Origin of the sequence: Pseudomonas cucumis (genome assembly GCF_030687935.1) — a bacterium.
In the GTDB taxonomy this organism is placed as follows: domain Bacteria; phylum Pseudomonadota; class Gammaproteobacteria; order Pseudomonadales; family Pseudomonadaceae; genus Aquipseudomonas; species Aquipseudomonas cucumis.
On the sequence record NZ_CP117454.1, the window covers coordinates 113498 to 126004 of the forward strand.

General features: G+C 54.9%; 6 protein-coding genes, 2 tRNA genes and 2 rRNA genes. 6 read left to right on the forward strand and 4 right to left on the reverse strand.

The features are described from left to right. Positions 1-15 precede the first annotated feature (15 nt). From PSH97_RS00550 to PSH97_RS00565, 4 genes are all read right to left on the reverse strand, one after another. The gene (locus PSH97_RS00550) at positions 16-1452 is read right to left on the reverse strand and encodes an NAD(P)(+) transhydrogenase (Re/Si-specific) subunit beta (RefSeq protein WP_305447683.1); all 1437 of its coding nucleotides are present in this window, start codon (positions 1450-1452) and stop codon (positions 16-18) included. Beyond that, positions 1452-1775 (reverse strand): NAD(P) transhydrogenase subunit alpha, encoded by a 324-nt coding sequence (locus PSH97_RS00555; protein WP_007940759.1) that lies wholly within the window; start codon positions 1773-1775, stop codon positions 1452-1454. The genes PSH97_RS00550 and PSH97_RS00555 overlap by 1 nt, the downstream gene beginning before the upstream one ends. Positions 1776-1790: 15 nt before the next feature. After that, positions 1791-2912, reverse strand: a complete 1122-nt coding sequence (locus tag PSH97_RS00560) for a Re/Si-specific NAD(P)(+) transhydrogenase subunit alpha (protein ID WP_007902742.1) — start codon at positions 2910-2912, stop codon at positions 1791-1793. 434 nt (positions 2913-3346) lie between these two features. Beyond that, on the reverse strand, positions 3347-4246 hold the full coding sequence (locus PSH97_RS00565) for a LysR family transcriptional regulator (RefSeq protein WP_305447684.1): 900 nt from the start codon (positions 4244-4246) through the stop codon (positions 3347-3349). 160 nt (positions 4247-4406) lie between these two features. Between PSH97_RS00565 and PSH97_RS00570 the strand changes: the two genes are divergently transcribed. From PSH97_RS00570 to PSH97_RS00595, 6 genes are all read left to right on the forward strand, one after another. Next, positions 4407-5588 (forward strand): acyl-CoA dehydrogenase, encoded by a 1182-nt coding sequence (locus PSH97_RS00570; RefSeq protein ID WP_030129615.1) that lies wholly within the window; start codon positions 4407-4409, stop codon positions 5586-5588. A gap of 13 nt (positions 5589-5601) precedes the next feature. Continuing rightward, complete coding sequence (locus PSH97_RS00575) at positions 5602-6822, forward strand: CaiB/BaiF CoA transferase family protein (protein WP_305447685.1); 1221 nt, start codon at positions 5602-5604, stop codon at positions 6820-6822. A 652-nt stretch (positions 6823-7474) separates the two neighbouring features. Beyond that, a 16S ribosomal RNA gene (locus PSH97_RS00580) occupies positions 7475-9011 on the forward strand. 82 nt (positions 9012-9093) lie between these two features. Next, positions 9094-9170 (forward strand) — tRNA-Ile (locus PSH97_RS00585). Positions 9171-9200: 30 nt separating this feature from the next. Continuing rightward, positions 9201-9276 (forward strand) — tRNA-Ala (locus PSH97_RS00590). Positions 9277-9511: 235 nt separating this feature from the next. Next, positions 9512-12401, forward strand: a 23S ribosomal RNA gene (locus PSH97_RS00595). The 16S and 23S rRNA genes sit together here with 2 tRNA genes alongside, the layout of an rRNA operon. Positions 12402-12507 lie beyond the last annotated feature (106 nt).

A 12507-nucleotide genomic window follows, 5' to 3' on the forward strand; every position in this document is an offset into this window, starting at 1 on the left:
CAGGTTGCCGAAGGATTACTCGACGGCTTTGACCATGTCTTCAATGACTTTCTTGGCGTCGCCGAAAACCATCATGGTCTTGTCCAGGTAGAACAGCTCGTTGTCCAGACCGGCATAGCCGCTGGCCATCGAGCGCTTGTTGACGATGATGGTCTTGGCTTTGAACGCCTCGAGAATCGGCATGCCGGCAATCGGCGATTTCGGGTCGTTCTTGGCCGCCGGGTTGACCACGTCGTTGGCGCCCAGTACCAGCACCACGTCAGCCTGGCCGAACTCGGAGTTGATGTCTTCCATCTCGAACACCTGGTCGTAAGGCACTTCGGCCTCGGCCAGCAATACGTTCATGTGGCCAGGCATCCGACCCGCAACCGGGTGAATCGCATACTTCACGGTCACGCCGCGGTGGGTCAGCTTCTCGGTCAGCTCTTTCAATGCGTGCTGCGCGCGGGCCACTGCCAGGCCATAGCCCGGAACGATGATCACCGTGTCGGCGTTGGTCAGCAGGAAGGTTGCGTCGTCAGCCGAGCCGGATTTCACCGGGCGGGCTTCTTTCGAGCCTGCCGGGCCAGCGGCATCTGCTGTGTTGCCGAAACCGCCAAGCAGCACGTTGAAGAACGAACGGTTCATCGCCTTGCACATGATGTACGAGAGGATCGCACCGGACGAACCGACCAGCGAGCCGGCAATGATCAGCATCGAGTTGTTCAGCGAGAAGCCGATACCCGCTGCGGCCCAGCCGGAGTAACTGTTGAGCATCGACACCACGACGGGCATGTCTGCACCGCCGATCGGGATGATGATCAGCACGCCCATCACGAAGGCCAGAACAAGCATCAACGCGAAAGCGCTGAGATTGCCGGTCAGCATGAACGTGATGCCGAGTGCCAGCGTCGCCAGACCCAGCAGCAGGTTCAGCTTGTGCTGACCGCTGAACTGTACTGGTGCGCCCTGGAACAGACGGAACTTGTACTTGCCCGATAGCTTGCCGAACGCGATCACCGAACCGGAGAAGGTGATTGCACCGATGGCCGCGCCGAGGAACAGCTCCAGACGGTTGCCGGCAGGGATGGAATCACCCAGTTGCTTGACGATGCCCAGGGATTGCGGCTCGACCACCGCCGCAATAGCGATGAACACTGCGGCCATACCGATCATGCTGTGCATGAAGGCGACCAGTTCCGGCATCTTGGTCATTTCAACGCGTTTGGCCATGATCGAACCGGCGGTGCCGCCGACCAGCAGACCTACGATGACATAACCGATGCCGGCAGTAGCAAGCTCAGCGCCCAGCTTATAGATGAGGCCCACGGTAGTGAGGATCGCCAACGCCATGCCGAGCATGCCGTAGACATTGCCGCGCCGCGACGTGGTTGGGTGCGACAGGCCTTTGAGGGCCTGGATGAAGCAGATCGACGCGATCAGGTAGAGCGTCGTTACCAGATTCATGCTCATTACTTGGGCGCCTCTTCTTGTACGGCTTTCGGGGCTTTTTTCTTGAACATCTCAAGCATGCGACGGGTGACCAGGAAACCACCGAACACGTTCACTGCCGCCAGAGCCACCGCCAGGGTGCCCATGGTCTTGCCCAGTGGGGTCACGGTCAAAGCTGCCGCCAGCATGGCGCCGACGATCACAATCGCCGAAATGGCGTTGGTCACGGCCATCAACGGCGTGTGCAGTGCAGGTGTAACGTTCCACACCACGTGATAACCGACATAAATCGCCAGCACGAAGATGATCAGGTTGTAGATACCGGGGGAGATAAGCTCTTCCATCGTCTGAATCCCTGCTTAGGCGTTTTTGCGGATGACTTGGCCGTCGCGGCACATCAGGCACGCGGCGACGATGTCGTCTTCGAGGTTCACTTCAAACTGGCCTTCTTTGTTGAAGACCAGCTTCAGGAAGTCCAGCAGGTTGCGCGCGTACAGCGCCGAAGCATCTGCCGCAACTGCGCCGGCCAGGTTAGTCGGGCCGCAAATGGTCACGCCATTCTCGACGACCACCTGATCGGCCACGGTCAGCGGGCAGTTGCCGCCCTGGGCTGCCGCGAGATCGATGACCACCGAGCCTGGCTTCATCTGCGCCACGGTTTCGGCGCTCAACAGTGTCGGCGCCTTGCGGCCCGGGATCAGTGCGGTGGTGATGACAATGTCAGCCTGCTTGGCGCGTTCGTGCACGGCCAAGGCTTGGCGCTGCATCCAGCTGGCCGGCATGGGACGTGCGTAACCACCGACACCGACGGCGCATTCGCGCTCTTCATCGGTTTCGTACGGCACATCGACGAATTTCGCACCCAGGGATTCGATCTGTTCCTTCACGGCAGGACGCACGTCGGACGCTTCGATGACTGCACCCAGACGTTTCGCCGTGGCAATCGCCTGCAAACCGGCTACGCCAGCGCCAAGAATCAGCACACGCGCCGCTTTCACGGTGCCCGCAGCGGTCATCAGCATCGGCATGAAGCGTGGGTAGTAGTGAGCAGCCAGCAACACGGCTTTATAGCCGGCGATGTTCGCCTGGGAGGACAACACATCCAGGCTCTGAGCACGGGAGGTGCGCGGCGCGGCCTCCAGTGCAAACGCGGTAATGCCGCACTCTGCCATCTTGGCAATGGTTTCATTGCTGAACGGATTGAGCATGCCCACCACAACGGTGCCGCTTTTTATCAGCGTCAGTTCACTGTCGCTGGGGGCGACCACCTTGAGAATCAGCTCTGCGCCAAATGCATCATTGGCACTGCCAATGGTCGCGCCTGCCGCTTCATAAGCACTGTCGACGACGCTGGCGTTAATACCGGCGCCGCTTTGCACAGTGACTTTATGACCCTGGCCGATCAGCTTCTTGATGGTTTCCGGGGTTGCAGCAACCCGTGTTTCACCCGTCTGGGTTTCGAGAGGAACACCAATGTGCACGTCAAATCTCCTGCGTGATCTTATTGAGTAAACCCAGGCACTTCGGATGGTGCGGCTGGGGCGGCCGATCAGCACGATCCCGCCAAATCAGGGCGGGGCGCGGCATTTTGCAGGCGAACTTTGTGCCCTTCAAGGGATTATGACGGGTGACGGAAAATTAACTACAAGTCACCCCGTGACCGAATGTCGCACTTGTCGGAGCAATCCCTTGCAGGCCGTGGCTTGTGAGGATTCTGTCCAAAATTCAAGAATTTATACATCGGCACGGTGAATGAGGCGTCATTGCCTGCCAATAGAGGCTCAAGGCCACGTATTCAGGCCTTTGTAGGACGTTTGTGCTACTCCTCAGTACAGTCTTCCAATATGCGACAAATACTTATATCTGTAGTGCTTTTGTCTTCCTGACTACGTGGTCAGCTATTAAGTTCGAGCCTTTATCCTTCTAGGCTGTAGCTTTGTGCCTGATTCACCAGCCAATCGCGAAATGCCCTTAAAGAGGCTGATTCGACCTTTCGCTCGGGAATCATCAGGTAGTAGGCCTTAATGCTCGATAGTGCCTGGGCGTTGGCAATCACCAGGCGCTTCTCTGCCAATTCGCGCTGAATCAGGAACGGTGGAATCAGCGCGATCCCCATATCGTGCATCGCAGCCTGAGCAAGCATGGAGAATAGCTCGTAACGCGGCCCTGTCATGTCTCGCGGGATATTCATGTTTTGAGAGTTGAACCACTGGCGCCAGGCATAAGGGCGTGTGGTCTGTTGCAGCAGGGGCAGTTCGGCGATTTCACTGGGGGTCAGATTGGTTTTTTTTCCCAGTAACGTGGGGCTGCACACCGGCATCGGATTTTCGCCCATTAGCCTGTGGGATTCAGTACCCGGCCAGTCGGCGTCGCCGAAATAGATCGCGGCATCGAAGTCGGTGTCGGCAAACAGGAAGGGGCGCGTGCGATTGGTGAGGTTGACCGTCACTTCCGGGTGTTTGTGCTGAAAATCCTTGAGTCGAGGCAGCAGCCATTGAGTGCCGAAGGTTGGCACCACCGCCAGCTCGATCATGTTGGCGCCTTGCTGGCCCATCACTGACAAAGTGTCGCGTTCAACCGCGTCGAGTTGGGTGGCCACTCGGCGGCTGTAGGAAAGCCCGGCCTCCGTCAGCTTCACTCCGCGCCGAGAACGTCGGAATAGTTCGACGCCGAGGAACTCCTCTAGGCTGGCGATTTGTCGGCAAATCGCTCCCTGTGTGAGGGAAAGTTCCTGGGCGGCCTTGGTAAAGCTCTCGTGGCGCGCTGCAGCTTCAAAACTGATCAGGGCGGTTGTACTGGGGATTTTCCGGCGCATGTACATCAACCTCACTAATACATCGCATATAAGCTATTTCGCGACGTTACGGAGTGAGAAATTAGCACAACAGTATGCAAAATCCTCGTTTGTCGTGAAGCCAAACCCGGCCTAGGATCACTCCACGTTATTTTTTGACCCGATTCGAGAGGACTCACTCATGGGTGGTAAAGCTAGCTTCAACTGGATCGATCCTCTGCTGCTGGATCAACAGCTCACTGAAGAAGAACGCATGATTCGCGATACGGCTCAGCAATTCGCTCAGCAAAAGCTCGCGCCGCGCGTTCTCGAAGCTTTCCGTCATGAGAAGACCGACCCGGCGATCTTCCGCGAGATGGGTGAAGTGGGTCTGTTGGGTGCGACCATTCCTGAGCAATACGGTGGCAGCGGCCTGAACTACGTCAGCTACGGTCTGATTGCCCGTGAGGTCGAGCGTGTCGACTCCGGCTATCGCTCGATGATGAGCGTGCAGTCCTCGCTGGTCATGGTGCCGATCAACGAATTCGGTACCGAAGCACAGAAGCAGAAGTACTTGCCGAAGCTGGCTTCGGGTGAATGGATCGGTTGCTTTGGCCTGACGGAGCCTGACCACGGTTCCGACCCGGGCGCGATGATTACTCGTGCACGCAAAGTGGAAGGTGGCTACAGCCTCACCGGCAGCAAAATGTGGATTACCAATAGCCCGATCGCCGATGTGTTCGTGGTTTGGGGCAAGGACGACGCGGGCGACATCCGTGGTTTTGTTCTGGAAAAGGGCTGGAAAGGCCTTAGTGCTCCGGCGATTCACGGCAAGGTTGGCCTGCGTGCATCCATCACTGGCGAGATCGTCATGGACAACGTGTTTGTCCCTGAAGAGAACATCTTCCCGGATGTCCGTGGTTTGAAAGGTCCTTTTACCTGCCTTAACTCTGCGCGTTACGGCATTTCTTGGGGGGCGCTGGGCGCTGCCGAGTTCTGCTGGCACACCGCTCGCCAGTACACCCTGGATCGTAAGCAGTTTGGTCGTCCATTGGCGGCCACACAGTTGATCCAGAAGAAGCTGGCTGACATGCAGACCGAAATCACTCTGGCGCTGCAAGGCTGCCTGCGTCTGGGGCGTATGAAGGATGAGGGCACTGCAGCCGTCGAGATTACTTCGATGATGAAGCGCAACTCCTGCGGCAAATCCCTGGACATCGCCCGCATGGCGCGCGACATGCTGGGTGGCAACGGTATCTCCGATGAGTTCGGTGTCGCTCGGCACCTGGTCAATCTGGAAGTGGTGAATACCTATGAAGGTACGCATGACGTCCACGCTCTGATCCTCGGTCGCGCGCAGACTGGCATCCAGGCGTTCTATTAATAGGAGAACGGTCATGGGCGCGCTTTCGCATCTACGGGTATTGGATTTATCGCGGGTGCTTGCCGGGCCTTGGGCCGGGCAGATCCTGGCGGACCTTGGCGCCGAAGTTATCAAGGTCGAGCGCCCGGGCAATGGCGATGACACGCGCGCCTGGGGGCCACCTTTCCTTAAAGATGCCTATGGCGAGAACACCAGCGAGGCGGCCTATTACTTGTCCGCTAATCGCAACAAGCAATCAGTGACCATCGACTTCACGCGGCCAGAGGGGCAGCAGTTGGTGCGTGAGTTGGCGGCGAAGTCGGACATCCTCATTGAAAACTTCAAGGTCGGTGGTCTGGCGGCTTATGGGCTGGACTATGAGTCGCTCAAGGCGATTAATCCGAAGCTGATCTATTGCTCTATCACCGGATTCGGCCAGACCGGTCCGTATGCCAAGCGTGCGGGCTATGACTTCATGATCCAGGGCTTGGGCGGTCTGATGAGTTTGACTGGTCGTCCCGAAGGAGATGAGGGGGCGGGTCCGGTGAAAGTCGGTGTAGCGCTGACAGATATTTTGACCGGTCTCTATTCAACGGTAGCGATCCTGGCGGCCTTGGCTCATCGGGATCAGGGCGGTGGCGGTCAGCATATAGACATGGCATTGCTGGATGTTCAGGTGGCTTGTCTGGCCAATCAGGCGATGAACTACCTGACTACAGGCAATGCGCCTAAACGCCTGGGCAATGCTCACCCGAATATCGTGCCTTATCAGGACTTTCCTACGGCCGATGGCGATTTCATCCTCACCGTGGGTAACGATGGGCAGTTCCGCAAGTTTGCGCAGGTGGCTGGTCAGCCGCAGTGGGCGGATGATCCGCGTTTTGCGACCAACAAATTGCGGGTGGCTAACCGGGGAGTACTGATTCCGCTGATCCGCCAGGCGACCGTGTTCAAGACTACTGCCGAATGGGTGGCGCAGCTGGAGCAGGCAGGCGTGCCATGTGGACCGATCAATGATCTGGCTCAGATGTTTGCCGATCCTCAGGTTCAGGCGCGGGGGTTGGCCATTGAGTTGCCTCATGCTTTGGCCGGGATGGTGCCGCAGGTTGCGAGCCCGATACGTCTGTCCGAGACTCCGGTGGAGTACCGTAGTGCGCCTCCTTTGTTAGGTGAGCACACGTTGGAGGTTCTGCAGCGGGTGTTGGGTCTGGATGCCGGCGTCGTTGCCGGGTTCAAGGCGTCTGGAGTGCTCTGAGGATTCCTTCTATATAGCAGGGCTGGTTTTGCTCTCCTATATAGAAGGAAATGTGCAGCTTTCAGGCTTTCGGCAAGTTATTGATAGAAAGGCGTAATTAGAGGTTGACGGCAGATTCTGGAAGTCTATAATTCGCCCCACTTCCGGCGCAGTCGAAACGGAAAACTCCTTGGTAAACAAAGAGTTATGCGGTTTTCGGCAGCGGTTACGCTTCAGTTCATCGAAGTCAGAAGGAGTTGAAAGGGCGGTGTTGTTTGGCTCTTTTGACGGTTCGATCTTCTCGGTCGAAAGCGGAGAAAAAGAGGTGTTGACAGCAGCGAGTAACGCTGTAGAATTCGCCTCCCGCTAACGAGAGATCGGAAGCGCAAGTGGTTGAAGTTGTTAAGGATTTCCAAGCGAAACTTTGAAAACTTCTGAAAATAACCGCTTGACAGTAACAGAGGCTGCTGTAGAATGCGCGCCTCGGTTGAGACGAAAGATCTTAACCAACCGCTCTTTAACAACTGAATCAAGCAATTCGTGTGGGTGCTTGTGGAGTCAGACTGATAGTCAACAAGATTATCAGCATCACAAGTTACTCCGCGAGAAATCAAAGATGTAACCAACGATTGCTGAGCCAAGTTTAGGGTTTCTTAAAAACCCAAAGATGTTTGAACTGAAGAGTTTGATCATGGCTCAGATTGAACGCTGGCGGCAGGCCTAACACATGCAAGTCGAGCGGCAGCACGGGTACTTGTACCTGGTGGCGAGCGGCGGACGGGTGAGTAATGCCTAGGAATCTGCCTGATAGTGGGGGATAACGCTCGGAAACGGACGCTAATACCGCATACGTCCTACGGGAGAAGCAGGGACCTTCGGGCCTTGCGCTATCAGATGAGCCTAGGTCGGATTAGCTAGTTGGTGAGGTAATGGCTCACCAAGGCGACGATCCGTAACTGGTCTGAGAGGATGATCAGTCACACTGGAACTGAGACACGGTCCAGACTCCTACGGGAGGCAGCAGTGGGGAATATTGGACAATGGGCGAAAGCCTGATCCAGCCATGCCGCGTGTGTGAAGAAGGTCTTCGGATTGTAAAGCACTTTAAGTTGGGAGGAAGGGCAGTTACCTAATACGTAATTGTTTTGACGTTACCGACAGAATAAGCACCGGCTAACTCTGTGCCAGCAGCCGCGGTAATACAGAGGGTGCAAGCGTTAATCGGAATTACTGGGCGTAAAGCGCGCGTAGGTGGTTCGTTAAGTTGGATGTGAAATCCCCGGGCTCAACCTGGGAACTGCATTCAAAACTGACGAGCTAGAGTATGGTAGAGGGTGGTGGAATTTCCTGTGTAGCGGTGAAATGCGTAGATATAGGAAGGAACACCAGTGGCGAAGGCGACCACCTGGACTGATACTGACACTGAGGTGCGAAAGCGTGGGGAGCAAACAGGATTAGATACCCTGGTAGTCCACGCCGTAAACGATGTCAACTAGCCGTTGGGAGCCTTGAGCTCTTAGTGGCGCAGCTAACGCATTAAGTTGACCGCCTGGGGAGTACGGCCGCAAGGTTAAAACTCAAATGAATTGACGGGGGCCCGCACAAGCGGTGGAGCATGTGGTTTAATTCGAAGCAACGCGAAGAACCTTACCAGGCCTTGACATCCAATGAACTTTCCAGAGATGGATTGGTGCCTTCGGGAACATTGAGACAGGTGCTGCATGGCTGTCGTCAGCTCGTGTCGTGAGATGTTGGGTTAAGTCCCGTAACGAGCGCAACCCTTGTCCTTAGTTACCAGCACGTAATGGTGGGCACTCTAAGGAGACTGCCGGTGACAAACCGGAGGAAGGTGGGGATGACGTCAAGTCATCATGGCCCTTACGGCCTGGGCTACACACGTGCTACAATGGTCGGTACAGAGGGTTGCCAAGCCGCGAGGTGGAGCTAATCCCAGAAAACCGATCGTAGTCCGGATCGCAGTCTGCAACTCGACTGCGTGAAGTCGGAATCGCTAGTAATCGCGAATCAGAATGTCGCGGTGAATACGTTCCCGGGCCTTGTACACACCGCCCGTCACACCATGGGAGTGGGTTGCACCAGAAGTAGCTAGTCTAACCTTCGGGAGGACGGTTACCACGGTGTGATTCATGACTGGGGTGAAGTCGTAACAAGGTAGCCGTAGGGGAACCTGCGGCTGGATCACCTCCTTAATCGACGACATCAGCTGCTCCATAAGTTCCCACACGAATTGCTTGATTCATTGAAGAAGACGATAAGAAGCAGCCCGAAATTGGGTCTGTAGCTCAGTTGGTTAGAGCGCACCCCTGATAAGGGTGAGGTCGGCAGTTCGAATCTGCCCAGACCCACCAATTTTGTGTGGGAAACGCCTGTAGAAATACGGGGCCATAGCTCAGCTGGGAGAGCGCCTGCCTTGCACGCAGGAGGTCAACGGTTCGATCCCGTTTGGCTCCACCACTACTGCTTCTGTTTGTTGAAAGCTTAGAAATGAGCATTCCATCCTGGTGATGGTGAATGTTGATTTCTAGTCTTTGATTAGATCGTTCTTTAAAAATTTGGGTATGTGATAGAAAGATAGACTGATGGCCACTTTCACTGGTGGTGATCAGGCTAAGGTAAAATTTGTGAGTTTAATCGCGAATTTTCGGCGAATGTCGTCTTCACAGTATAACCAGATTGCTTGGGGTTATATGGTCAAGTGAAGAAGCGCATACGGTGGATGCCTTGGCAGTCAGAGGCGATGAAAGACGTGGTAGCCTGCGAAAAGCTTCGGGGAGTCGGCAAACAGACTTTGATCCGGAGATGTCTGAATGGGGGAACCCAGCCATCATAAGATGGTTATCTTAAGCTGAATACATAGGCTTAAGAGGCGAACCAGGGGAACTGAAACATCTAAGTACCCTGAGGAAAAGAAATCAACCGAGATTCCCTTAGTAGTGGCGAGCGAACGGGGACTAGCCCTTAAGTGGCTTTGAGATTAGCGGAACGCTCTGGAAAGTGCGGCCATAGTGGGTGATAGCCCTGTACGCGAAAATCTCTTGGTCATGAAATCGAGTAGGACGGAGCACGAGAAACTTTGTCTGAATATGGGGGGACCATCCTCCAAGGCTAAATACTACTGACTGACCGATAGTGAACTAGTACCGTGAGGGAAAGGCGAAAAGAACCCCGGAGAGGGGAGTGAAATAGATCCTGAAACCGTATGCGTACAAGCAGTGGGAGCCCACTTTGTTGGGTGACTGCGTACCTTTTGTATAATGGGTCAGCGACTTATTTTCAGTGGCGAGCTTAACCGAATAGGGGAGGCGTAGCGAAAGCGAGTCTTAATAGGGCGTCTAGTCGCTGGGAATAGACCCGAAACCGGGCGATCTATCCATGGGCAGGTTGAAGGTTGGGTAACACTAACTGGAGGACCGAACCGACTACCGTTGAAAAGTTAGCGGATGACCTGTGGATCGGAGTGAAAGGCTAATCAAGCTCGGAGATAGCTGGTTCTCCTCGAAAGCTATTTAGGTAGCGCCTCATGTATCACTGTAGGGGGTAGAGCACTGTTTCGGCTAGGGGGTCATCCCGACTTACCAAACCGATGCAAACTCCGAATACCTACAAGTGCCGAGCATGGGAGACACACGGCGGGTGCTAACGTCCGTCGTGAAAAGGGAAACAACCCAGACCGTCAGCTAAGGTCCCAAAGTTATGGTTAAGTGGGAAACGATGTGGGAAGGCTTAGACAGCTAGGAGGTTGGCTTAGAAGCAGCCACCCTTTAAAGAAAGCGTAATAGCTCACTAGTCGAGTCGGCCTGCGCGGAAGATGTACGGGGCTCAAACCATACACGAAGCTACGGGTATCACTTAGGTGATGCGGTAGAGGAGCGTTCTGTAAGCCTGTGAAGGTGAGTTGAGAAGCTTGCTGGAGGTATCAGAAGTGCGAATGCTGACATGAGTAACGACAATGGGTGTGAAAAACACCCACGCCGAAAGACCAAGGTTTCCTGCGCAACGTTAATCGACGCAGGGTTAGTCGGTCCCTAAGGCGAGGCTGAAAAGCGTAGTCGATGGAAAACAGGTTAATATTCCTGTACTTCTGGTTATTGCGATGGAGGGACGGAGAAGGCTAGGCCAGCTTGGCGTTGGTTGTCCAAGTTTAAGGTGGTAGGCTGAGATCTTAGGTAAATCCGGGATCTTAAGGCCGAGAGCTGATGACGAGTGTTCTTTTAGAACACGAAGTGGTTGATGCCATGCTTCCAAGAAAAGCTTCTAAGCTTCAGGTAACCAGGAACCGTACCCCAAACCGACACAGGTGGTTGGGTAGAGAATACCAAGGCGCTTGAGAGAACTCGGGTGAAGGAACTAGGCAAAATGGCACCGTAACTTCGGGAGAAGGTGCGCCGGTGAGGGTGAAGCATTTACTGCATAAGCCCACGCCGGTCGAAGATACCAGGCCGCTGCGACTGTTTATTAAAAACACAGCACTCTGCAAACACGAAAGTGGACGTATAGGGTGTGACGCCTGCCCGGTGCCGGAAGGTTAATTGATGGGGTTAGCTAACGCGAAGCTCTTGATCGAAGCCCCGGTAAACGGCGGCCGTAACTATAACGGTCCTAAGGTAGCGAAATTCCTTGTCGGGTAAGTTCCGACCTGCACGAATGGCGTAACGATGGCGGCGCTGTCTCCACCCGAGACTCAGTGAAATTGAAATCGCTGTGAAGATGCAGTGTATCCGCGGCTAGACGGAAAGACCCCGTGAACCTTTACTATAGCTTTGCACTGGACTTTGAATTTGCTTGTGTAGGATAGGTGGGAGGCTTTGAAGCGTGGACGCCAGTTCGCGTGGAGCCAACCTTGAAATACCACCCTGGCAACTTTGAGGTTCTAACTCAGGTCCGTTATCCGGATCGAGGACAGTGTATGGTGGGTAGTTTGACTGGGGCGGTCTCCTCCTAAAGAGTAACGGAGGAGTACGAAGGTGCGCTCAGACCGGTCGGAAATCGGTCGTAGAGTATAAAGGCAAAAGCGCGCTTGACTGCGAGACAGACACGTCGAGCAGGTACGAAAGTAGGTCTTAGTGATCCGGTGGTTCTGTATGGAAGGGCCATCGCTCAACGGATAAAAGGTACTCCGGGGATAACAGGCTGATACCGCCCAAGAGTTCATATCGACGGCGGTGTTTGGCACCTCGATGTCGGCTCATCACATCCTGGGGCTGAAGCCGGTCCCAAGGGTATGGCTGTTCGCCATTTAAAGTGGTACGCGAGCTGGGTTTAGAACGTCGTGAGACAGTTCGGTCCCTATCTGCCGTGGACGTTTGAGATTTGAGAGGGGCTGCTCCTAGTACGAGAGGACCGGAGTGGACGAACCTCTGGTGTTCCGGTTGTCACGCCAGTGGCATTGCCGGGTAGCTATGTTCGGAATAGATAACCGCTGAAAGCATCTAAGCGGGAAACTAGCCTCAAGATGAGATCTCACTGGGACCTTGAGTCCCCTGAAGGGCCGTCGAAGACTACGACGTTGATAGGTTGGGTGTGTAAGCGCTGTGAGGCGTTGAGCTAACCAATACTAATTGCCCGTGAGGCTTGACCATATAACACCCAAGCAATTTGCTGACCTGAAGAGGCGCCAGATTGCGGTGTGTGAAGACGAAACGAACCGAAAGTTCGAGAAACAAACACACAAACTATCGCATACCC